Annotated in this window: 20 protein-coding genes; 8 read left to right on the top strand and 12 right to left on the bottom strand. The window is 72.5% G+C overall.

All coding sequences use genetic code 11. From position 1 onward, the window contains the following. Positions 1–12 precede the first annotated feature (12 nt). Together ACFQS1_RS17460 and ACFQS1_RS17465 are read right to left on the bottom strand one after the other, a co-directional pair. A complete protein-coding gene (locus ACFQS1_RS17460; protein WP_378969292.1) occupies positions 13–1,380 on the bottom strand; it encodes a TrpB-like pyridoxal phosphate-dependent enzyme in 1,368 nt (455 codons plus the stop codon). A 61-nt stretch (positions 1,381–1,441) separates the two neighbouring features. Beyond that, a complete protein-coding gene (locus ACFQS1_RS17465; protein ID WP_378969293.1) occupies positions 1,442–2,107 on the bottom strand; it encodes a TetR/AcrR family transcriptional regulator in 666 nt (221 codons plus the stop codon). A gap of 19 nt (positions 2,108–2,126) precedes the next feature. Here ACFQS1_RS17465 and ACFQS1_RS17470 point away from each other — a divergent pair, with 19 nt between their 5' ends. Both ACFQS1_RS17470 and ACFQS1_RS17475 read left to right on the top strand, forming a co-directional pair. Beyond that, on the top strand, positions 2,127–2,801 hold the full coding sequence (locus tag ACFQS1_RS17470; RefSeq protein WP_378969294.1) for a DUF4386 domain-containing protein: 675 nt from the start codon (positions 2,127–2,129) through the stop codon (positions 2,799–2,801). Positions 2,802–2,870: 69 nt separating this feature from the next. Further along, complete coding sequence (locus tag ACFQS1_RS17475; protein ID WP_378969295.1) at positions 2,871–3,110, top strand: bleomycin resistance protein; 240 nt, start codon at positions 2,871–2,873, stop codon at positions 3,108–3,110. Here the strand turns inward: ACFQS1_RS17475 and ACFQS1_RS17480 are convergent, their stop codons facing one another. Next, the gene (locus ACFQS1_RS17480) at positions 3,111–4,091 is read right to left on the bottom strand and encodes a redoxin domain-containing protein (protein WP_378969297.1); all 981 of its coding nucleotides are present in this window, start codon (positions 4,089–4,091) and stop codon (positions 3,111–3,113) included. It lies immediately after the preceding gene. A gap of 28 nt (positions 4,092–4,119) precedes the next feature. Continuing rightward, the gene (locus ACFQS1_RS17485; protein ID WP_378969299.1) at positions 4,120–5,247 is read right to left on the bottom strand and encodes a 5-methyltetrahydropteroyltriglutamate--homocysteine S-methyltransferase; all 1,128 of its coding nucleotides are present in this window, start codon (positions 5,245–5,247) and stop codon (positions 4,120–4,122) included. A 297-nt stretch (positions 5,248–5,544) separates the two neighbouring features. Here ACFQS1_RS17485 and ACFQS1_RS17490 point away from each other — a divergent pair, with 297 nt between their 5' ends. Together ACFQS1_RS17490 and ACFQS1_RS17495 are read left to right on the top strand one after the other, a co-directional pair. Further along, complete coding sequence (locus ACFQS1_RS17490; RefSeq protein ID WP_378969300.1) at positions 5,545–6,150, top strand: helix-turn-helix transcriptional regulator; 606 nt, start codon at positions 5,545–5,547, stop codon at positions 6,148–6,150. Between the two features lie 22 nt (positions 6,151–6,172). After that, positions 6,173–6,733, top strand: a complete 561-nt coding sequence (locus tag ACFQS1_RS17495; RefSeq protein WP_378969301.1) for a VanZ family protein — start codon at positions 6,173–6,175, stop codon at positions 6,731–6,733. On the opposite strand, the gene ACFQS1_RS17500 is transcribed toward ACFQS1_RS17495, so the two are convergent. After that, on the bottom strand, positions 6,709–6,945 hold the full coding sequence (locus ACFQS1_RS17500) for a hypothetical protein (RefSeq protein WP_378969302.1): 237 nt from the start codon (positions 6,943–6,945) through the stop codon (positions 6,709–6,711). The two genes, ACFQS1_RS17495 and ACFQS1_RS17500, sit on opposite strands and share 25 nt — an antisense overlap. Positions 6,946–7,446: 501 nt before the next feature. Here ACFQS1_RS17500 and ACFQS1_RS17505 point away from each other — a divergent pair. The 4 genes from ACFQS1_RS17505 to ACFQS1_RS17520 are packed head-to-tail and all read left to right on the top strand — an operon-like array spanning position 7,447 to position 12,260. Then, on the top strand, positions 7,447–9,327 hold the full coding sequence (locus ACFQS1_RS17505; protein WP_378969304.1) for a polysaccharide biosynthesis protein: 1,881 nt from the start codon (positions 7,447–7,449) through the stop codon (positions 9,325–9,327). Further along, positions 9,327–10,583, top strand: a complete 1,257-nt coding sequence (locus tag ACFQS1_RS17510) for a nucleotide sugar dehydrogenase (protein WP_378969305.1) — start codon at positions 9,327–9,329, stop codon at positions 10,581–10,583. The genes ACFQS1_RS17505 and ACFQS1_RS17510 overlap by 1 nt, the downstream gene beginning before the upstream one ends. Continuing rightward, entirely contained in the window at positions 10,580–11,224 is a 645-nt protein-coding gene (locus ACFQS1_RS17515) for a sugar transferase (protein WP_378969307.1), read from the top strand. Before ACFQS1_RS17510 ends, ACFQS1_RS17515 begins: the two co-directional genes overlap by 4 nt. Then, a complete protein-coding gene (locus tag ACFQS1_RS17520) occupies positions 11,202–12,260 on the top strand; it encodes a hypothetical protein (protein WP_378969309.1) in 1,059 nt (352 codons plus the stop codon). The genes ACFQS1_RS17515 and ACFQS1_RS17520 overlap by 23 nt, the downstream gene beginning before the upstream one ends. Here the strand turns inward: ACFQS1_RS17520 and ACFQS1_RS17525 are convergent. From ACFQS1_RS17525 to ACFQS1_RS17555, 7 genes are read right to left on the bottom strand one after another with little or no spacing between them, the layout of a single operon-like run. Next, positions 12,165–13,394: an FAD-dependent monooxygenase gene (locus ACFQS1_RS17525; RefSeq protein WP_378969310.1), complete on the bottom strand. Its 1,230-nt coding sequence runs from the start codon at positions 13,392–13,394 to the stop codon at positions 12,165–12,167. The genes ACFQS1_RS17520 and ACFQS1_RS17525 overlap by 96 nt on opposite strands. A gap of 8 nt (positions 13,395–13,402) precedes the next feature. Further along, positions 13,403–14,413: a GNAT family N-acetyltransferase gene (locus ACFQS1_RS17530; RefSeq protein WP_378969312.1), complete on the bottom strand. Its 1,011-nt coding sequence runs from the start codon at positions 14,411–14,413 to the stop codon at positions 13,403–13,405. Continuing rightward, entirely contained in the window at positions 14,413–15,507 is a 1,095-nt protein-coding gene (locus tag ACFQS1_RS17535) for a hypothetical protein (RefSeq protein WP_378969313.1), read from the bottom strand. The genes ACFQS1_RS17530 and ACFQS1_RS17535 overlap by 1 nt, the downstream gene beginning before the upstream one ends. Further along, a complete protein-coding gene (locus tag ACFQS1_RS17540; protein WP_378969314.1) occupies positions 15,504–16,682 on the bottom strand; it encodes an O-antigen ligase family protein in 1,179 nt (392 codons plus the stop codon). Before ACFQS1_RS17540 ends, ACFQS1_RS17535 begins: the two co-directional genes overlap by 4 nt. Then, on the bottom strand, positions 16,679–17,974 hold the full coding sequence (locus ACFQS1_RS17545; protein WP_378969316.1) for a lipopolysaccharide biosynthesis protein: 1,296 nt from the start codon (positions 17,972–17,974) through the stop codon (positions 16,679–16,681). The genes ACFQS1_RS17540 and ACFQS1_RS17545 overlap by 4 nt, the downstream gene beginning before the upstream one ends. Continuing rightward, on the bottom strand, positions 17,958–19,442 hold the full coding sequence (locus ACFQS1_RS17550; RefSeq protein WP_378969318.1) for a tyrosine-protein kinase domain-containing protein: 1,485 nt from the start codon (positions 19,440–19,442) through the stop codon (positions 17,958–17,960). Before ACFQS1_RS17550 ends, ACFQS1_RS17545 begins: the two co-directional genes overlap by 17 nt. Next, on the bottom strand, positions 19,429–20,646 hold the full coding sequence (locus ACFQS1_RS17555; RefSeq protein WP_378969320.1) for a glycosyltransferase family 4 protein: 1,218 nt from the start codon (positions 20,644–20,646) through the stop codon (positions 19,429–19,431). The genes ACFQS1_RS17550 and ACFQS1_RS17555 overlap by 14 nt, the downstream gene beginning before the upstream one ends.

The following is a 20,646-nucleotide window of genomic DNA, read 5'->3' on the forward strand; positions in this document are numbered from 1 at the left end:
GGCACTGCCGGGTTATGCGGGCACCGGCGGCAGACCCGCGAGCGCGGCCTGGACCGCGTCGCCGGAGAGCTCGTGGTCGACCATGTCGCCGGCCAGGAACTTGCCGTAGGCGGGGAGGTCGAGGTGGCCGTGCCCGCAGAGCGCGGTCAGGATGACCTTCTCCTCGCCGGTCTCCTTGCAGCGCAGGGCCTCCTCGACGCAGGCCGCGAGCGCGTGGGTCGGCTCGGGCGCCGGGATGATGCCCTCGCTGCGGGCGAACCGCACGCCCGCCTCGAAGCACTCGCGCTGCGTCTTGGCGACCGCCTCGATCAGGCCGAGCTCGTAGACGTGCGAGATCAGCGGGGACATCCCGTGATACCGCAGGCCGCCGGCGTGGATGGGGTCGGGGATGAACTCGTGACCCAGCGTGTGCATCTTCATCAGCGGCGTCATCCCGGCGGTGTCGCCGAAGTCGTACGCGTAAACGCCTTTGGTCAGCGAGGGGCAGGACGCGGGCTCCACCGCGCGGATCGTGGGCGACATGCGGCCCGCCAGCTTCTCGCGCAGGAACGGGAAGGCCAGCCCGGCGAAGTTGGATCCGCCGCCGGTGCAGCCGACGATCACGTCCGGCGCGTCGCCCGCCTTGGCCAGCTGGAGCAGCGCCTCCTCGCCGATGATGGTCTGGTGCAGCAGCACGTGGTTGAGCACGCTGCCGAGCGCGTAGTTGGTGTCCGGGTGCTGCGCGGCGACCTCGACCGCCTCGCTGATCGCGATGCCGAGCGAGCCGGGGGAGTCCGGGTCGGCGGCGAGGATCTTGCGGCCGGCCTCGGTGAGCTCCGACGGGGACGGATGGATCGTCGCCCCGAAGGTCTCGATCATGATCTTCCGGTACGGCTTCTGGTCGTACGAGGCGCGGACCTGCCAGATCTCGCAGTCCAGGCCGAATTGGCCGGCGGCGAAGGCCAAGGCCGTGCCCCACTGGCCGGCGCCGGTCTCGGTGGTGAGCCGGCGGACGCCCGCGGCCGCGTTGTAGAACGCCTGCGGCACCGCGGTGTTCGGCTTGTGCGACCCGGCCGGTGACACGCCCTCGTACTTGTAGTAGATCTTCGCCGGGGTGCCGAGCGCCTTCTCCAGCCGCCGGGCGCGGTAAAGCGGCGACGGCCGCCAGAGCCGGTAGACGTCGATCACCTCGTCGGGGATGTCGACGAACCGGTGCGGGGAGACCTCCTGCTCGATCAGCGCCATCGGGAACAGCGGCGCGAGGTCGTCCGGGCCGACCGGCTGCAGCGTGCCCGGATGCAGCACGGGCGGTGGCGGCGCCGGCAGGTCCGGCACGATGTTGTACCACCGGCGCGGCATCTCCGACTCGGACAGCAGAATCTTGGTGGCGTCGTCGCTCATCCCCCGATCATCGACCATTTTCCGGCGCTGGGGGAGCATCCGATCGGCGCCGCGCGCCGGGTCAGCCGACCGGCGACCCGGCGGCCAGCCGGTCCAGCCCGTCGAGGAGCAGGTCGAGGGTGAACTCGAACTCGACCTGGCTGTCGCACCAGCCCAGCGCCGGGTCGCCGGCCGCGTGGACCTCGGCGGCCAGCATGGTCGTCAGGTGCGGCACCGCCGCGGCCATCGCGGCCAGATCTTCCTCGGCCGCGCCGACGTCGGTGGTGCCGGGGGTGAACAGCTCCTGCACGAACCCGAGCGCCATGGTGCCGAACGCGTGGATCGCGCGGTGGGCCAGCCGGGGAGTGAAGCCCGCCGCCAGCAGCGTGCCGACGATCTCGTCGTAGTACGCGTAGAGGCCGGGCGGGACGCTCGGGCGCGTGCCGAGCAGCGCCGGCGCCCACGGATGGCGCAGCATCACCTCGCGGGCCCGCAGGAAGCGGCGCCGCAGCCGCTCGCGCCAGTCGCCCCGCTCGTCGCCGACCGCCGCCCGGATCTCCTCGATCACCCACTCGGCCAGGCCGTCGAGCAGGCCGCCCTTGCCGGGCAGGTGGTAGTAGAGCGACATCGCCTCGACGCCCAGGTCGGCGGCGAGGCGGCGCATCGTCAGCGCCGTCAGGCCCTCGGCGTCGGCCAGGCCGACGGCGGCGGCGAGGGCTCGGTCGCGACTCAGCGGCTCCCTTGACACGTCCCGTACCTTACAACGTATGGCTACCTTACATAGTAAGAACACGGCCCGCGTGACCGGACTGGCCTACCTCGCCCTCGCCGTCGCCGGCGGCGCCGGCTTCCTCACCATCCGGCCGATCCTGTTCGAGCCGGGTGACCCGGCCGCGACCCTGGCCCACCTCACCGACCACCTCGCGCTCGCCCGCACCGGCGTCGTGCTCGAGCTGCTCGTCGTGCTCACCCAGGCGCTCGCGGCGGCCGGCTTCTACCGGCTCTACCGCGAGTCGAACCCGGTCAGCGCGGCCGGGATCGCGGCGTTCGGGCTGGTCAACTCGGTGGCCGTGCTCGGCAGCGCGGCCCTGCTCGGCGCCGCCGTCGAGGTGGCCGGTCAGCCGTTCGGCGACGCGCCCGCCACCGTGCAACTGCTCTATCTCGTCAGCGGCCACCTGTGGACAGTCGGGGGCATCTTCTTCGGGTTGTGGCTGATCCCGATGGGCTCCTGCGTCAGCGGCGTCCTGCGCTGGCTGCTCGTCGTGGGCGGCGTCGGCTACGTCCTCAACACGTTCGCGTCCTACGTGCTGCCGGCCGCCGCCGGCGTCCTCGTCGTGCCGGCCACGATCGGCGAGCTGTGGATGATCGGGTACCTGCTGGTGCGCGCGCCTGCCGTTCGTCCCGGGCCGGTCGCCGGCGGGCGCCTGCGCGCGGCGGGCTGACCCTCCCGTGGGCGGGCCAGGGTCTTCCACGGGCGCGACCCCGGCGCGGTGTGGGCCATCGTAGGAGCCATGAGCGAAGACACGAACAAGGTTGTGGCGGACACCGCGCGGCTGCTGAAGGAGACCTCCGAGCGGCACGGCGCGTTCGAGGCGGTCGCCCCGCCGCACGACTGGTGGGACTGGTACGCCGCGTATTTCGTCGCCCGGCAGGGCGGCGCCTCGGCGGAGGACGCCGTCGCTGCCGGGGACAGGTACATGGCCGAGGTGAAGGGCGTGGTGGTCCCGCCCGGGGCGGCCGGTCGCCGGTGATCAGCCGAAGGTGAACGAGTACGTCTCGGCGCCCGGGTCGAGGAAGGTGATCTCGGCGGTGCGGTCGGCGATGTGGCCGGGCTGGCGGACGAGCTGGTAGAGGCGGCGGTCGCCGATCGTGCCGTAGCCGTCGGCGTCGATGTCGTCGCCGTGCGCCCCGGCCGGCGGCTTGCCGTCGAGCAGGAGCTGGAAGCGGACCGGCTGGGCGGCGCCCATGACCAGGTTGAGGTCGCGGGCGTGGAAGCGGTTGACGATCCGGCCGCCCGCCGCGTCCGAGGTGGTGGCCTGCTCGCCGATGGTCCACCGGCCGTCGAGCGCCCAGTCGTTGAGACCCAGATGATCCGGGACGGTGTATTGCTGCGACCGTTCGGCGGCGATGCCTTCCGGTGACCGGAACTGCTCGCTGCGGGCGTACCCGGTGTAGTTCTCCGGCGAACGCAGGGTGCGGTAGTCGCCCGGCTCCTCGATCGGCCGCGGCTTGACGGTGACCACGTCGCTGCGGGCGTCGCCGAGCAGCCGCTGGATCGCCATCTCGGTGCGGGCGTACTCGTCCTCGCCGAAGTGGTGGTAGCGGATCAGGCCCTCGGTGTCGGCCAGGTAGATGGCCGGCCAGTAGTGGTTGTCGAACGCGCGCCAGATCGCGTAGTCGTTGTCGAGCGCCACCGGGTAGTCGACCCGGTCGCCGCGCGCCTCCCGGCGGACGTTCTCGACGTCCTGCTCGAAGCCGAACTCGGGCGTGTGCACGCCGACGACCAGCAGCCCCTGGTCGGTGTACTTGTCCGCCCACGCGCGCACGTACGGAAGCTGGCGCAGCCAGTTGATGCAGGTGTAGGTCCAGAAGTTGACCAGCACCACCTTCCCGCGGGTGATCTCCGCGGTCAGCGGCGGCGAGTTGAGCCAGCCGGTCGCGCCGTCGAAGCCGGGCATCTCGCCCTCGACGGGCAGCCGCCCCTCCGCCGCGTGCAGCCAATGTGGCGTCATGACCCATTCCCCCTGTCGTCGTGTCCTCTCACGATGACCCCCAGACCTCCGCCGCCGTCTCGACGATCAGGCGCAGCTTGGCGACCTCCTCGTCGTAGGTGAGCACGTTGCCCTCCACCGTCGAGGAGAAGCCGCACTGGCCCGACAGGCACAGCTGCTCGAGCGGGATGTATTTCGCCGCCTCGTCGATGCGGCGCTTGAGCGAGTCCTTCGACTCCAGCTCGCCGCGCTTGGTGGTGACCAGGCCGAGCACGACCATCTTGCCGGGCGGCACGAACCGCAGCGGCGCGAACCCGCCCGAGCGGTCGTCGTCGTACTCGAGGAAGAAGCCGTCGACGGCCAGCTCGGAGAACAGGGCCTCGGCGACGAAGTCGTACCCGCCGGCGGCGGCCCACGACGAGCGGAAGTTGCCCCGGCACATGTGGGTGGTCACGGCCAGCGTCGAGGGCCGGTCGGCGATGGCCGCGTTGATCTGCTTGATGTAGCGCAGGTGCTGGTGCTCGGCGTCGTCGCCGCGCTCGCTGAGCATCCGGCGCTGGTCGGGGTCGTTGAGGTAGGCCAGGCTGGTGTCGTCGAGCTGCAGATAGCGGCAGCCCAGCGCCGCGATGCGGCGGACCTGCTCGGCGTACGCCGCGCTGAGGTCGGCCCAGAACTGCTCCTGGTCGGGGTAGACGGCCGGGTCGATCGCGGCCGGGCCGCCGCGGTAGTGGACCATGCTGGGCGACGGGATGGTCAGCTTCGCGGTGATGCCGGGGTCGACGATGCCGGCCAGGAACGTGAAGTCGTCGCCGAAGATGGTCTCCTCGAGGCGGACGGGCGAGTCGATGGCGAGCGCCGCCGACTCGAACTCGAGGTCGCCCTGGGCGTTGCGGAAGTGGACCTGGATCTTCTCGTCGGTGGGGTGGATGCCGCCGAGGCGATAGATGAAGTCCATGTGCCAGGAGGTGCGGCGGAACTCGCCGTCGGTGGCCGAGCGCAGCCCGACGTCGCGCTGCATGCGGACGACGTCGCGGATCGCGTCGTCCTCGACGGCGCGCAGCTCGTCGGCGTCGAGCTTGCCCTCGGCGCGCTGCTGCCGCGCGTCGAGCAGCCGCTGCGGCCGCAGGAGGCTGCCGACGTGGTCGGCGCGGAAGGGCGGCGTGTCGCGAAGAGTCATGGCTGGTACCCCCGGGAGGCTGGACGGAACCAGATCATACTCCGGCCGATGTCCGGAAAATCCATGACTTCCGATTTGCACCATGTTTCAGATGCATTTCCGGTCGTCGTGCGGAATATTTCGTGCAATTCCCGAAACTCGTGGGGCACATTTCGGCCGGCCGGGGCGAAGATCCGCCACATCTGCCTCGGTCGATCGGCCAACGGGGCGTGTGCCGCTTGCCACCGGGAAGTAGTTTTCGAGCAGGACAAAAAGAAAAGGCGATCCCCGCGGCGGTTTCTCTGGCGAGGTGGAGTCATGATCCGGGTTCTGGTGGTGCGAGACGAGGGGTATTTCGGGGTCCCGGTGCGCGCGCTGATCGAGGCCGAGCCCGACATGCACTACGTCGCCACCCTGCCGCTCGACGGCGGCCTGGTCGAGCGGGCGGTGCAGCTGTGGCCCACCGTGGTCGTCTTCGACACCGAGTACATGGTGAGCCAGTTGCTGCCGTTCGCCGCCGATCTGCACGTGGCGATCCCGTCCTGCGCCATGCTGGTGCTCTCCGACCCGGCCAAGCGCGGCATGCTGCCGCCGCGGCGGCGCGCCGCCGGGCTCAATTTCCTGGTCAAGGGGGCGTCGGAGGCGCTCCTGGCCGATTCCGTACGGCGTCTGGCCGGCGGCGAGCGGGTCGTCTCGCCGATGCTGCAGGCCGCCTCGCTGAACGCCGACCGGGCGCTGAGCACGCGCGAGCTCGAGGTGCTCGGGCTGGCCGCCGAGGGGGATTCGGTCAAGGACATCGCGAGCCGTCTCTATTTGTCCGGCGGCACCGTGCGCAACTATTTGTCGGCGATCATTTCCAAGACCGGCGCGCGCAACCGCCTGGACGCGATCCGCATCGCCCGCAAGGATGGCTGGCTGCACTGATAAGAACGTACCGTGGGCAGGGATGCGAAACGACCAGTACGTCATCCCCGGTCCGCCGGTGCTCGTGCCCCTGGGCGTACTCATCATGGTCGTTTCTTGGGTGGTGTTGCGCCGCCGCGGTGCGCTGACCCCCGCGCGGCTGCTCGTGACCTGGCTCGCCGGGTGGTATGCGGTGGCCGTGCTCGGCGCGACGCTGCTGCCGCTGCACGTGTCCTTCGGCGGCGATCCGCAGCTCTACCGCATCAACCCGATCCCGTTCACCCAGATCCGGCCGCGTGACTCGCTGCTGAACGTGGTGATGACCCTGCCGTTCGCCGCCTTCCTGCACGTCGTCCTCGGCGTTCGCGACCGGATGCGGGTGATCCGGTTCGGCTTCCTGACCAGCCTGGCGATCGAGCTGACCCAGTGCGTGCTGATCCTGACCGTGCACGACAACCGCTGGGCCGAGGCGAACGACCTGATCGCCAACACGCTCGGCGTCTACCTGGGGTTCGTCGCGTTCCGATGGCTGCAGCGCCGGCCACCGCTGCGCCGGGTCGTCCCGGAGCGCGATGTGACTCAGCGCCGCCCGGCCCGCTCGTAGACCCGGGCCACCTCGCCGGCCAGATGGTCGGCGTCGTAGCGCGGGCCGGCCGTCCGGTCGGCGATGCCCTCGATGGTGGCGAGCGTCGCGAGGGCGTCGCGGGCCGGACCGTCGCCGACGAGCAGCAAAGTGGCTCCGGGGACCTCGCCGAGCGCCCGGATGAGGCGGTCGAAGCGTTCGGCGGGCTCGAGGCGGCCGATGCCGCCGACCACCGCGGCGTCCGGCGCGATGCCGAGGCGGGCGCGCGCGGCGGCCCGCAGGCGCGGGTCGAAGCGGAACTCGGCGGCGTCGACCGCCTTGGGGTGCCGCCGGCGCGCAGCGTGGCCGCGACGGCGCCCGGCGGGGAGAGCGTGACCACCTCGCTCTCGTGTGGCAGCCGGCTCACCATCAGTCGCAGCTGGTGCTCCGGTCCGCCGGCCGACAGCGCGCCGATCAGGTGCAGCACTCTCATGCCGACTCCATTTTCCGGTCCTCCGGGAGTCGACGCTGTCAAAGGCTTCACCGCGAATAACAGATGCAAATGTCACGGGAAATGTGAACCGTTCCGCACGTCTGGGAAAAGCCGATCAGGCCCGACGGATCGCCCGAAAGTGCTGGTGGCCGCAGGTCGAGGGGGAAGGCGAACACCGCTCACGTTGCTCGTGACAATTGCTACTGTGCCCCGAACCGCGGACGCGGGACCCTCCGGAAAAGACAATTCCGGAGGGATTCCCATGGAGGTACGCAGGGCCGCGCCGGGCGAATGGCGCGCGGGCGCCCCATGGTCGATGCTTCTGTGGGCCGCCCTTCCCGGCCGGGCGGCGCGGGCCGGCGGCGACGCGCTGGCGTTCGCGATCGGGATGCTGATCGCGACCCTGCTGCGCCACGACGGCCGCGTCGAGTACCTCAACTGCGGCGGCCTCCTCGAGCTCGCCGCGGTCGCCACGGTCGTGCAGACCGTGGCCGGCATCCAGTTCGGCCTCTACACCGGACGCTGGTCGTACGGCTGCTTCGAGGAGATCGCCGCCCTGGCCAAGACCGCCGCGGTCACCACGCCCGTGGTGTTCCTGCTCGACACGCTGCTCGGCCGGCTCGTCCCGCGCTCGGCCATCATCGCGTCCGGCCTGATCGCGCTGGTGCTCGCGGCCGGCATCCGGTACGCCGCACGCCTGCTGCAGGACTCGCGCCTGCGGCCGTCGCCCGAGCAGGGCAGCCGGGTGGTGGTGATGGGGGCCGGCGAGGGGGCGGCCCAGGTGGTCCGCGCGATGCTGCGCACACCGTCCAGCCCGTACGTGCCGGTTGCCCTGCTCGACGACGATCCCCGCAAGCGCGCCCTGCGCGTCATGGGGGTGCCGGTCACCGGCAACCGGCACGCGCTGCCGGAGGTGGTACGCCGGTTCCGGGCCGACGCGGTGCTCATCGCCATCCCGAGCGCGGGCGCCGACCTCGTCCGCGAGCTGAGCACGCTCGCCGGCGAGCTGAACGTGGACCTCAAGGTCGTGCCGCCGGTGGTGGAGCTGTTCGGCCGCACCGTACGCATCGAGGACATCCGCCCGGTCTCGCACGCCGACCTGCTCGGCCGCCGCGAGATCGGCATCGATCTCGCGGCCATCGCCGGGTATCTGGCCGGCCGCCGGGTGCTGGTCACCGGCGCCGGCGGATCGATCGGGTCCGAGCTGTGCCGCCAGGTCGCCCCGTTTCACCCGGACCGCCTGGTGATGCTCGACCGCGACGAGTCCGGCCTGCACGCGGTGCAGCTCTCGCTGGACGGCCGGGGCCTGCTCGACGACCGCAACCTGGTGGTGGCCGACATCCGCGACCAGCAGCGCCTCGACGAGGTGTTCCGGGAGCACCGCCCGCAGGTCGTCTTTCACGCCGCGGCGCTGAAACACCTGCCGCTGCTCGAGATGCACCCGTCCGAGGCGCTCAAGACCAACATCATCGGCACGTATCAGATGCTGCAGACCGCGTTGCGGCACCGCGTCGAGCGGTTCGTGAACATCTCCACCGACAAGGCCGCCGACCCGTGCAGCGTGCTCGGCTACTCCAAGCGCATCACCGAGCGGCTCACCGCGGCGGCCGACGGGTCCGCGGCCGGCACCTACTGCAGCGTCCGCTTCGGCAACGTGCTGGGCAGCCGCGGCTCGGTGCTCACCGCCTTCGAGGCGCAGGTCGCCAAGGGCGGCCCGATCACGGTGACCGACCCCGAGGTGTCCCGCTACTTCATGACCGTCCAGGAGGCCGTGCGGCTGGTCATCCAGGCCGGCGCGGTGGACAGCGCCCGCGAGGTGCTGGTGCTCGACATGGGCAAGCCGGTGCGGATCGCCGACGTCGCGCGCCGCCTGGCCGCCACCGCCGACACCCACATCCAGGTCGTCTACACCGGGCTGCGGCCCGGCGAGAAGCTGCGCGAGGTGCTGCTCGGGCCGGGGGAGGAGGACCGGCGGCCGCACCATCCGCTGCTGTCGCAGGTGCCGGTGCCGCCGCTGGACGGCGCGGTGCTGTCGCTGCTCGACCCGGCCGCGCCCCGCAAGGACCTCATCGCGGTGCTCCGGTGGCTCGCCGAGAGCCCGGCGCTGACGGTGGCACACCACAACGGCAACGGGAGGCACTGATGCGAGTCGTCATCGTGGGCCAGGGCTACGTGGGCCTGCCCCTCGCCGTGCGGGCGGCCCAGGCCGGGCACGACGTGGTCGGCTTCGACGTGGACGAGGAGCGGGTCAAGCGCCTCGCGGCCGGCGAATCCTATGTGGACGACGTCGCCGACGCCGAGCTGCGCGAGATCCTCGACGCCGGAACGTTCCACCCCGCGCACGACCCCCGGGCCTGCGCCGGCTTCGACATGGCCGTCATCTCGGTCCCCACGCCACTGCGCGAGGGGATGCCGGATTTGTCGTATATAGAACAAGCCGCCCGTACCCTGGCCCGCTATCTGCGGCCGGGCGCCACCGTCGCCCTCGAGTCCACCACCTATCCCGGCACCACGACCGATCTGGTGGCCCCGCTGCTGGAGGAGGGCTCGGGGCTCGTCGCGGGCCTCGATTTCCACCTGGGTTACAGCCCGGAGCGCATCGATCCGGGAAACCGGGAATGGACGCTGGTGAGCACGCCCAAGGTGGTATCGGGGATAAATCCGGCTTCACTCGAGAAAATCCGGACATTCTATTCCAGCTTCGTCGGCACCACGGTCCCGGTCCGGGACTGCCAAACCGCCGAACTGGCCAAGCTCCTGGAGAACACGTATCGGCACGTCAACATCGCGCTGATCAACGAACTGGCGGTCTACGCACACGACCTCGGTATCGACGTCTGGGAAGCGATCGACGCCGCCGCCACCAAGCCCTTCGGCTATCAGCGCTTCACCCCCGGGCCGGGCGTGGGCGGCCACTGCCTGCCGATCGACCCGTCCTACCTGTCCTGGCGGGTGCAGCGGGCGCTGGGCCAGAGCTTCCGCTTCGTCGAGCTGGCCAACGACATCAACAACCACATGCCCGACTACGTGGTCCGCCGCCTGGTCGCCGCCCTCAACCGGCGGCGCAAGGCGGTCAACGGGTCGACCGTGCTGCTGCTCGGCCTGGCCTACAAGCGCAACAGCGGCGACGCCCGCGAGTCCCCGGCCCGGCGGATCGCCGCGCTGCTGCTCGACATGGGCGCCGACGTGCGCGCCGCCGACCCGCACGTGATCGAGGACGCGCACATCGACCGCCGCGTCGTCCGGGTGCGGCCGACCGCCGAGCAGCTCGCCGCCGCCGACGCCGTGCTGCTGCTCGCCGACCACGACGCCTTCGACCTCGACCTGGTCGTCCGGCACGCCGGATACGTCCTGGACACCCGCCACCGCCTCACCGGCCCGACCGTGGAGTCGCTATGACCCGGACAACGTGGGATCTCGCCAACCGCCTCGCCGCCGCCGTCGCCCTCGTCCTGCTGGCGCCGGTGCTGCTCGTCATCGCCGCCTGGATCCGCCTCGCCGACGGCCGGGGCGTGCTCTTCGTCCAGGACCGGGCCGGCCGCGACGGCGTGCCGTTCCGCATGCTGAAGTTCCGCACGATGGTGCACGACTCGGTGCGGATGGCCGAGGAGATCGGGCTGGCCGACCCGTTCGGCCTGCTGCGCGACGATCCGCGGATCACCCGGTGCGGCCGGTTCCTGCGCCGCACCAGCCTCGACGAGCTGCCCCAGCTGGTCAACGTGCTGATCGGGCGGATGGCGCTGGTCGGCCCGCGTCCCGACGTGCTGCCGCAGGTGGCGAACTACACGAGCGAGGACCGCCGCCGGCTCGAGGTCAAGCCCGGCATCACCGGCTGGGCCCAGGTCAACGGCCGCGAGGACATCGACTGGGCCGAGCGGTTCGTGCTCGACCGGTGGTATGTCGACCACTGGTCGCCGGCGCTCGATCTGCGCATCCTGTGGCGGACCGCGGTCTCGCTGCGCCGCGCCGAGCCGCCGGTGCACGTCGACGAGCTCAACATCCAACGAGCACAGGCCCATGAGGTACGCCGTGCCGCGTGAGATCGGCTCGGAGTTCCACTGGGATCCGGCCTGCCTGGGCGCGGGCGGCGGCGACTGGCTCCCGCCCCGCCACCAGCTGTTCGCCACCGGCTGCGGCGCGCTCCGCACCCTGCTGCGGCGCCTGCGGCCCGGCCGCCTGCACGTCCCGTCGTACTTCTGCATGGGAGTGGCCGAGGCGCTCGCCCCGGACGCGCCGCTCGCCTTCTACCGCCACCTGCCCGACGACGGCGGCCCGCGGTGGGCGACGCTGCACGCGCGCGACGGCGATGTCGTGCTGGCCCAGAACCTGTTCGGCCGCGACGAGGGGCGGCCCTGGAACGACTGGATGGCCGCGCATCCCCGGGTCACCGTGGTCGAGGACCATTCGCACGATCCGCTCGGCCCGTGGGCGCGAGCCAGCCGCGCCCCGTACGCGATCGCCTCGTTGCGCAAGACGCTGCCGGTGCCGGACGGGGGTCTGTTGTGGTCGCCCGCCGGCCGCCGGCTCCCGCGGCCGGACGGCCGCCCCGGCGACGGCGCCCACCTCAAGCTCGCCGCCATGCTGCTGAAATCGGCCTGGCTGGACGGGCGCCCGGTGCCCAAGGACGACTTCCGCGCGTTGCACCAGCGTGGCGAGCGCACCCTGCTGGGCAGCGCCGCCCCGGCGACCGCCTTCACCGCCGCCGTGCTCCCGCTGCTCGACGCGGATGCCCTGCGGCGCAAGGGAATCGACAACGCCCGCGCGCTGGCGGCCGAAGCGCCGGTCCGGGCCGGGCCGTTCCGCGCGCAGCTCGTCTGCTCGACGCCGGCCGAGCGCGACGCCGTCCGGGCCAGCCTGGCCGCGCACGGCATCTACGCGCCCGTGCATTGGCGCCAGGACCGGGACCGGCTGTGGAGCGGGGACGACGAGGCCGCCGATCTGGCCGGCCGCATGCTCACCGTCCCCGTCGACCACCGCTGCTCAGCCGCCGACGTGCGCCGGATCGCGGCGGTGCTGCGCGCCGCCGGCGGGTCCGGCGAGGCCGGCCCGGCGGCGGGCCCGGCTCCAGCGGCGTAGCGTCAGCGCCCACCGCAGCATCGCCCGCGGCGGCCCGCTCTGCGTCGTCAGGTGCAGCAAATAGCGCCACAGTGGATAGTCGCCGCGCCGGTTCGACAAGGCGTAGGAGAATCGTTTGGCCGGCAGGTCGCCGTATTGCGGCATCCGCTCGAACCACTCGCTGCTCGCCTTCGCCGCCTCCTGCAGCGGCGCCAGCCGCGAGCGACGGGCGTTCTCGTAGCGCTCGAGCGCCACCGGCAGATCGTCGGCCGTCGCCAGCGAAGCGGCGAGCGCCATCGCGTCCTGCATCGCCAGTTTCGTGCCCGAGCCGATCGCGAAGTGGGTGGTGTGCGCGGCGTCGCCCATCAGCACCACGTTCCCGTGGTCCCAGCGCCGGTTGGTGACCCGGCGGAAGGTCAGCCAGCCGGTGCCGCCGGTCTCGGCGCGCTGGTCGATCAGCGGCTCGCCGTCGAGGTGCCGGGCGAAGATCGTGCCGAGCAGGTCGCAACCGTCCCGGCCGGTGAGCTCGCCGAAACCCAGCGCCGCCCACGTCTGCGGCGTGCACTCGGCGATGAACGTGCTCGCCTCGTCGGTGAACGGGTAGGCGTGGAACCAGATCCAGCCGGCCTCGGTCTTCTCGAAGCCGAAGGTGAACGTGCGGAACACGTGCGGCGTGCCCAGCCAGATGTAACGGTTGCGGCCCAGCTCGACCTCGGCGCCGAAGTGCGCGGCCTCGCGCTCCCGGATCCGGCTGCCGGCCCCGTCGCACACCACCACCAGGTCGGCGTCCGGCAGGTGCTCGACGTCGGCGCGGTAGCGCAGGTCGGCGCCGAGCTCGGTGGCGCGCTCGGCCAGGATGTCGAGCAGCCGGTGCCGGCCCAGGCTGAAGCCGTATCCGGCGAGGTGGCTGACCGGCTTGCCGGTGACGCGCACCTCGTACTCGTCCCATTTGCAGGCGGCGTCCCAGATGCGTCGCGCGCTGACCGGGTCGTGCCGGAACAGGTCGTCGAGCAGGTCGTCCCAGAACACCACGCCCCAGCCGTAGGTGACGCCGGCCGGGTTGCGTTCCAGCACGGTGACGTCGTGCCCGGCCCGGGTGGCCAGGATCGCGAAGTAGAGTCCGGCGGGGCCGCCGCCGACGCAGGTGATCCGCATGGTGGCTCCTATCGGTAGGACGGGAAGGTGGCGGCCAGATCCGCCGGGTCCGCTTGCGGTCTCCGGTCGGAGACCAATTTCGCGTACGCCGGCGCGTCGGCGACCACGCGCCAGGTGTGGAACGGGTGCCGGCTCGGCGAGAAGCCGGACTTGTAGGAGAACAGCGAGTCGTTGCTGCCGCCCTTGCCGCCGCCGAGATGGAACACGGTGTCGCCGCGCGCCTTACAGAACCGGCGCACCTCGTCGTAGAGCATCTCGTCGGCGTAGCGGCCCCGGGCCCGGCGGGTGGACGAGACGTAGCCGGTGGCGATGCCGTCGTGCGCGAAGAACGTGTTGCCGCCGACCACCTCGTCGCCCTCGAGCGCCACGGCCAGGTGCATCCGGTCGCCGGCCGCGTCGTGCAGGGCGCTCAGATGCTCGTACGTGAAGAAGTAGTAACCGGAAGCACCCACCCGGCGCATGTTGTCGTGATAGACCGCCACCCACTCGGCCAATCGGTCCCAGTCGTCGAAGACGACCTTCGTGCCGGCCCGGCGCGCCCGGTTGATGTGGTTGCGGTGGTCGGAGCGGGTCTGGCGCCACATCTCGTCGTGGCTCACGGTCAGGTCCATCGAGACCGTCTCGCCGTGCCGCACCAGGCATCCGTGCTCCTCCAGGACGTCGAGCCGAGCTGGGAGGAGGGGGTGCATCCGGACGAAGGCGGTGACGATGCCGTTCGCCCGCAGCGTTGCGGTCATCCGCTCGCAGGCCCGGGCCCAGAAGGCCGGGTCGCCGGTCGAGCTGACCGGCGCCGGATAGCCGTAGGGGGAGAGGGCATCGCGCCGGTCGCTCCCCGGGATGTCCCGCACGATCAGCGGCATCAGGAAGACGTCGTCGCCCTCGGCGTGGTGGAAGGCGGCCGGCGACCCGCCGTAGAGACCGGCGTCGAGAACGACGTACGCCGGCTCGTGATACATGTCGTGGCGGAGCCGGGGCAGAGCGGCGGCCCACTCGGGCGCCTCGGGCGTGAGCAGAGACATCATCCCCCCTTGCGGATCCGGGCGTTGAGCGCCATGTTGGCGGCGAACTGGTCGTTGACCACCCGATGGCCGTCGAGCCGCAGCTGCGCGCCCGCGTCGAAGCGGCCCAGCTTCACGAATCCGTCCGCGAGCCACCCGTTGTCGGTGCCGCTGCCGTCCACGTATCCCTTGTAGACGGTGCCTCCGGGCCAGACCACCTTGGTGAGCAGCGCGGCGAACGCGGCCATCTCCGCCCGCGTCCAGCCGGCCTCCACGACGTACGCGATGACGCCGTTGCCGTGGCTGACGTCCTGCCCGGGCCGTCGCGCCGAGCCCCAGCGATCCGACCAGAAATAGGCGGTCGGCTCGACCGGGTTGCGGCGCAGCTGACCCCGCAACCGCCGGTCGATGGCGCCCGCCACCGACCGGTAACGGGCCGCGCGCGCGGCGTCGGTGGTGACCTGGGCGAGGTTGTGCGCGATCAGCGCCCAGTGCGCCGCGAGGTGGGTCCGGTCGCGGTAGATGGCCTCGTCGGCGCCCCGCGAGTACCACTTCTCGAAGACGTGCGTCTCGGCGAAGTCGAGCAGCCGCTGGTAGCGGTCGCCCTGCGCCCCGCCGTCCCGCATGGCGACCAGCAGCGCGGTGCCGTAGCGCCAGAAGTAGCTCTCGTAGAGCGGCACCTCGTCGCCGCCCTCGCCCGACTTCGCGGAGGCCCAGCCGAGGTAGCCGTCGCGGAAGCTGCTGTGCGCCAACGACTTCGACGGCGTTGCGGCGGTGGCCACGTTCTCCACGAACAGCAGGGCCCGGTCGAGGTAGCGGTGCTCGCCGGTGGCGCGATACATCGCGACGCACGAGTCGACCGAGTAGGACAGGTCATAGTGGTCCCAGCTGTCCGGCGACTTCGACATCGGCAGGCCGGTCGCGTACTGGTAATCCCAGCTCTGCCGGAAGACGTCGGTCCATTGGGCGACCGTCCTCAGGCCGGCCGGTGGCGGGCCGGACGACGGCTCGACGGGCAGCGGCGTCATCATCGCCGGGACGTCGCGGTCGCGCCTGCACGCGGCCATTGCCGCGGCCGCGGCGCCGAGGGCGAGGAAGGCTCGCCGGGTGGTCATCTTGTCACCAACTCCCGATCGGAGACGGGGACCGCCGCCGCGGCGGCGAGCGCGGCGAACAGCCAGGCCAGCCGCGCGTCGTAGTAGTCGCCGGAGAAGAGGCTGCTGAGCGCCACGAAGACGGCGGCCGAAGCGGCCAGGCCGGTGCCCTTGACCCCGCGCACGGCGCCGGCCCACAGCAGGATCGCGGTGGCCAGCAGGCCGATCCCGATCAGTCCGCCCTCGGCGGCGACGCCGAGCAGGTAGTTGTGCGGGTACTCGACGCCCTGGTTGACGCCGATCGTGCCGTAGAAGCCGTCCAGCCCGGCGCCGGCGACGGGATGCTCGGCCGCCAGCTTCCCGGCGGCCCGCCAGATGCTGGTGCGGTCCGACAGATAGTGGTCCTGCACGGTCTGCTCGACGAACCGCTCCTGGAACAGGCTGGTGAAGGCCGGCGGCGCGAACTGCCAGGCGACGCCGGCCGCCATCACCAGGCCGGCGCCGGCCGCCAGCACCGGCGCGGCGCGCAGCCGGTGCCGCAGGCGCAGCAGGGCCGCCGCGCCGACCGCCGCCCCGGCGAGCAGGCCCGCCCGCGACCCGGAGAGGACCGCGGCCAGCAGGAAGAGCGGGACCGCCCCGAGAATCCACCAGCGACGGTGCGCCAGGAACAGCGCGACCGCGGCGATGATGCCGAGGATCTGGATGCGGACGAAGACGTTGGGGCCGCCGCCGAAGGCGGAGTAGCGACCCTGCTCGCCGGGGCCGTTGATGAAGATGGCGGCCAGCGCGAAGACGATCCCGGCCGCGTAGAACAGCCAGAACGTGGTGCGCACGACCCATTCCGGATCGCCGGTCGCGTATAGGTAGAAGGCGACGGTCAGCGCGGCCATCAGCACCAGATCGAGGGTCTGCGGGCCGACCCGGGCGGCCGGGGGCGCCCAGAGGCCCGAGGCGATCTGGTAGAGGAAGAACAGCACGGCGGCGATCAGCCAGCCCTCCCGGCGCGGGATCGCCGGGTCGAGGGCCGGCCGGCGGGCGATGTCGGCCACCAGCACGGCCAGGGCCGCGGCCAGCCCGATCACTCGCAGGTCGACCCAGGCCAGGTCGGGGAAGCCGGCCCGGTCGAGGGTGAACCGGCCGCCGATCGCGACGAGCATCAGCACGAGGGCGGGCGCGAGGAAGACGCGGCGACTCACAGCCGGTCACCCGCGAACCTGGTGATGAGCAGCGCGAGGGCGAGGCCGGCGCCGTACCCGGCCAGCGAGCCCCAGGCGGCCCCGGCGATGCCGTGCGCCGGGATCAGCAGCAGATAGCAGGCGAAGCTCACCGCGAACCCGGCGATCTCGGCCGCCGAGACCAGCGTGCCGTGCCCCTTGGCGACCAGCAGTCCCAGGCTGATCCGGGAGACCGCGTAGAGCCCGGCCGCGAGGACCAGCGGCAGCACGACGGTCCGGGCCGGCGCGTAGTCCGCCCCGAACACCGGCACGATCAACAGGTAGAGCCCGCCGGCCAGCAACGGCGCGACCACGAGCACGTACAGCGCGGCGGCGGCCACGATCGGCCGGGTGCGCAGCGTGCCGTCGCGGTGCGCGGCCCGCCAGCGGCCCAGCCGGGAGTCGGCGTAGGCGCGCAGTGGCCAGGCCAGCAGCTCGGTCATGGTGGCGACGCTGGCGTAGAGGCCGAGCGCGGCGGTGGAGGCGAGCGCGGGCAGCGCCAGCCGGTCCGAGCGCAGCATCGCCATGTTGGCGATGGCGGCCGGGAACAGCGCCGCGCCCTGCCGCCGCACGAGCCCGTTCTGGCCGGGCCCGTTCTGGTTGGGTCTGGCGCCGCCGGGCATCCGCAGCCAATGGAGGGCGTAACCGGCCGTGGGCACCAGGCAGGCGACGATGTAGCAGCCGAGCCACGGCGCGGGGGTGTCCACGCGGGCCCGGAAGAGGACGGCCATCGCGGCGAGCAGCAGGATCGACTCGATGACCCGGGAGGCCAGGAAATCGTGCACCCGCCCGGCCGCGATCGCGACCGAGCGGCCGGCGAGGCCGGCCGCCTCGACCAGCGCGAAGGTGGTCACCAGGGCGATGACGACCGGGCCGGGGGTGAGCCGGCGCGGTGCGAGCATCGCGTACGCCGTCGCGGCGGCCACGCCGAGCAACGTGGGCGCCACGAGCAGCCGGCCGTAGAGCCGCACCGCCGCGGCCGGCGCGACCTCGTGGTAGGCCGCCACGAAGCTGCGCTCGGTGCCCAGCAGCAGCGCCTGCGCACCCAGGTAGACGATCTGCAGCAGCAGCGCGACCTGGCCGCGGTGGGCCGGGGCGAGCGCCCGGACCATCATGATGTTCGCGGCCAGCGCCACCACGCCGACGAGCAGCTGCGACGCGACCAGCTGGACGTAGGGCTCGCGCAGCCGCTCACCCAGCCGCTCACCCAGCCGCTCACCCGGCCGCTCGCCCGGCCGGCGGACCGGGTCGCGCTGCTCAACCGTCCGCGTCATCGTGGCTCACTTGCGGTCCACCGGGCTCGACGTTCAGCACCCGGGCCTGACCGCGCGGCGGGGGTCCGACGCGGGCCCGCCCGCTGACCGGCCCGGGGTCCGCGGTGATCACCATGGTCTCGGCGCCCTCGCCGGCCCCGGTGATCAGTCCGAGCCCGCCGGCGCCGGGAACCGGGGTGCGCTGTTGGTGCCAGCCGGTCCCGGCCGGCAGCTTGCGCGGCAGCGCGTTGAGCACCGCCCCGGCGAGCTCCGCCCCGACCCGCTCGAGCAGTTCCCGCGAGCGCTGGACGTCCGCGACCGGCGTCCGGTTGGCCCGCACCACCAGCAGCGAGGTGTCGGTCACCTTGCTCAGCACCGTGCCGTCGGCCACGCCGAGCAGCGGCGGCGCGTCCACCAGCACCACGTCGAAGGTCTCGGTGAGCGTCCGCACCGCCGCGCCCAGCCGGGGCGAGGCCAGCAGCTCACCCGGGTCGGTCGCCGGCATGCCGCAGGGCACCACGGTGAGCCGTCCGTCGAGCGAGTCGCGCAGCACCTCGCCCACCGACGCCCGCCCGGCCAGCACCTCGGCCAGCCCGGGGCCGGGCCGCAGCGCCAGGTATCGGCCCACGCCCGGGGTGCGCAGGTTGGCGTCGACCAGCACCACCCGGGCCCCGGTCTCGGCCATCGCGATGGCGAGCCCGCAGGCGACCGCGGTGGTGCCCTCCTTGGCCTGGCTGCCGGCCAGCATCAGCGACGAGCCGCGCGGGCCGCTCCCGGCCTCCGGCAGAACGCTGCGCAACCGCCGGAAGCCCTCGGCGAGCGCCTCGCCGGGCAGTCCGGCCGCACCGCCGATGGAGATGACGCCGACCGCGCCGAGCCCGAGCCGGCGCAGGTCGTCCTCGTCGTGCACGGTTTTGGGGGTGGCCTCCCGCACGGCGACCGCGATCGCGCCGATCAGCAGGCCCAGCACCGCCGCGAAGCCGAGGTCGCGCACCAGGTTGCCGGGCTCGCGGGTGGTGACCGGGTCCTGGGCGACGGTGACCGACGGCCTCGGCCCGCCGGACCCGCCGGCCCCGGGCGGGTCCAGTTGCTTGGCCAGGCCGACCAGCGCGGCGGTGGCGGCGGTGACGATCCGCCTGCTGCGGTCGGCATCCGGGTCGGTGGCGATGACCACCAGCAGGTCGGTGCCGTCCTGCACCTGGGCCGAGAGGCTCTCCCGCACCCGGTCGGCGGTCAGCGGCGGGCCGACCTTGCCGACCACGGCCGCGGCCACCCGCGGCCCGGTGAGCAGCGCGATGTACGAATTGAGCCGGCTCGCCTCGGCATCGGGGTCGCCGGCGCCGGTGGTGATGAACAGGACCGTCGACGAGCGGTAGGCCGGCGGCGAGGACAGCGACAGCCCGGCCGCCACGCCCGCCGCGATCAGCACCGGGACCAGCAGCCAGGGCCATCGGCGGCGGCAGGCTTTGACGTACTCACGCAGTTCCACCGCGCACCCCCGACGCGCGGATCAAGACCTCTTCGAACTGGTCGAACAGCAGGTCGCGGGAGAACCGCTCGACGGCCAGCCGGTGCGCGGCCGTGCGGGCCCGGCGCAGCCAGTCGGCGTCGCGCAGGCGGTCGGCGAGCAGCTTGCCGGCCTCGTCGGCGTCGGTCGGGTCGAGCACCAGCCCGGCGCCGCTCTCGCGGAGCAGGTCGGCCTGCCAGCCGCCGTAGTTGACGGCGATCGGCCGGGCGGCGGCGAGCGCGTCGAAGAACTTGTTGGCCGAGTTGTCCCACAGCGCGCGGATCGGCCGCACGAAGCTCGACGACATCGTGGCGGCGCCGAGGATCACCGGCAGGTCGGCCTTGGGCACCTTCGCCCACATGTGCACGGTGGTGCCGAGCAGCCCGTGCGCGGCCGCGAGGGCCTTGGTGGACTCCCATTCCTTGCCGTGCCCCACGATGAGCACCTGGATCCCCGGGTCGAGCTCGCGCATCCGGCGCGCGGCCCGCACCAGATACTCGACCCCGTTCACGGCGCCCAGCGCCCCGGTGTAGACGATCAGCGGCCGGTCGCCCAGCCACGGGTGCTCCGCGCGGAAGCAGCGCACGGCGTCCGGGCGTACCCCTTGAAACAGCTCGATGTCCGCGGCGTTCGGAATCATCGTGATCCTGGTTTGTGGCCGGCGGGCGGTCACGCCCGCCGCCATGCCCGGGGAAAGCGCGATGACCTCGGCGGCGTTGCGGTAGGCGAAGTTCGCCAGTTCGCAGGCCAGCCGGAGCGCCGCCGGGTTGCGCAACGCGCCCATCTCGATCGGGACCTCCGGCCACAGGTCGCGCACCTCGAAGACGAACGGCACGCGCCGCAGCCGCGCGGCGATGACGCCGGGAACCGCGACCGTCAGGGGCGTGCTGGTGGCGAAGACCAGATCGGCGTCGAGCCGCGTGGCTTTCGCCGCGGCGAGCACCATGAACGCACCGAAGGCGCGCAGGCGGCGGGCATAGGACATGGAGTTCGAGTACGGGACGGGGTACCAGTGCACGGTGACGCCGTCGTCGCGGGTGACCCGCCGCGGGCCGCCCGCGATGTCGGTGGTGATGACGTCGACGGTGTGCCCGCGCGCGACCAGCCGCCGCGCCTGCTCGTAGGAGCGGATCCCGCCGGTCATCCCGGGATTGCAGTAGAACTGGTGGATGTAGACGATGCGCAT

The organism is Paractinoplanes rhizophilus (assembly GCF_042664765.1).
Taxonomy (GTDB): Bacteria; Actinomycetota; Actinomycetes; order Mycobacteriales; family Micromonosporaceae; genus Actinoplanes; species Actinoplanes rhizophilus.

Bases quoted from the DNA above. Each gene is read 5' to 3' on its own strand.
- ACFQS1_RS17515 (WP_378969307.1), top strand. From the start codon at position 10,580: ATGACCCGGACAACGTGGGATCTCGCCAACCGCCTCGCCGCCGCCGTC.
- ACFQS1_RS17480 (WP_378969297.1), bottom strand. From the start codon at position 4,091: ATGACGCCACATTGGCTGCACGCGGCGGAGGGGCGGCTGCCCGTCGAG.
- ACFQS1_RS17460 (WP_378969292.1), bottom strand. From the start codon at position 1,380: ATGAGCGACGACGCCACCAAGATTCTGCTGTCCGAGTCGGAGATGCCG.
- ACFQS1_RS17470 (WP_378969294.1), top strand. From the start codon at position 2,127: ATGGCTACCTTACATAGTAAGAACACGGCCCGCGTGACCGGACTGGCC.
- ACFQS1_RS17520 (WP_378969309.1), top strand. From the start codon at position 11,202: ATGAGGTACGCCGTGCCGCGTGAGATCGGCTCGGAGTTCCACTGGGAT.
- ACFQS1_RS17545 (WP_378969316.1), bottom strand. From the start codon at position 17,974: ATGACGCGGACGGTTGAGCAGCGCGACCCGGTCCGCCGGCCGGGCGAG.
- ACFQS1_RS17525 (WP_378969310.1), bottom strand. From the start codon at position 13,394: ATGCGGATCACCTGCGTCGGCGGCGGCCCCGCCGGACTCTACTTCGCG.
- ACFQS1_RS17555 (WP_378969320.1), bottom strand. From the start codon at position 20,646: ATGCGCATCGTCTACATCCACCAGTTCTACTGCAATCCCGGGATGACC.
- ACFQS1_RS17475 (WP_378969295.1), top strand. From the start codon at position 2,871: ATGAGCGAAGACACGAACAAGGTTGTGGCGGACACCGCGCGGCTGCTG.
- ACFQS1_RS17505 (WP_378969304.1), top strand. From the start codon at position 7,447: ATGGAGGTACGCAGGGCCGCGCCGGGCGAATGGCGCGCGGGCGCCCCA.
- ACFQS1_RS17485 (WP_378969299.1), bottom strand. From the start codon at position 5,247: ATGACTCTTCGCGACACGCCGCCCTTCCGCGCCGACCACGTCGGCAGC.
- ACFQS1_RS17495 (WP_378969301.1), top strand. From the start codon at position 6,173: ATGCGAAACGACCAGTACGTCATCCCCGGTCCGCCGGTGCTCGTGCCC.
- ACFQS1_RS17530 (WP_378969312.1), bottom strand. From the start codon at position 14,413: ATGTCTCTGCTCACGCCCGAGGCGCCCGAGTGGGCCGCCGCTCTGCCC.
- ACFQS1_RS17535 (WP_378969313.1), bottom strand. From the start codon at position 15,507: ATGACCACCCGGCGAGCCTTCCTCGCCCTCGGCGCCGCGGCCGCGGCA.
- ACFQS1_RS17510 (WP_378969305.1), top strand. From the start codon at position 9,327: ATGCGAGTCGTCATCGTGGGCCAGGGCTACGTGGGCCTGCCCCTCGCC.
- ACFQS1_RS17490 (WP_378969300.1), top strand. From the start codon at position 5,545: ATGATCCGGGTTCTGGTGGTGCGAGACGAGGGGTATTTCGGGGTCCCG.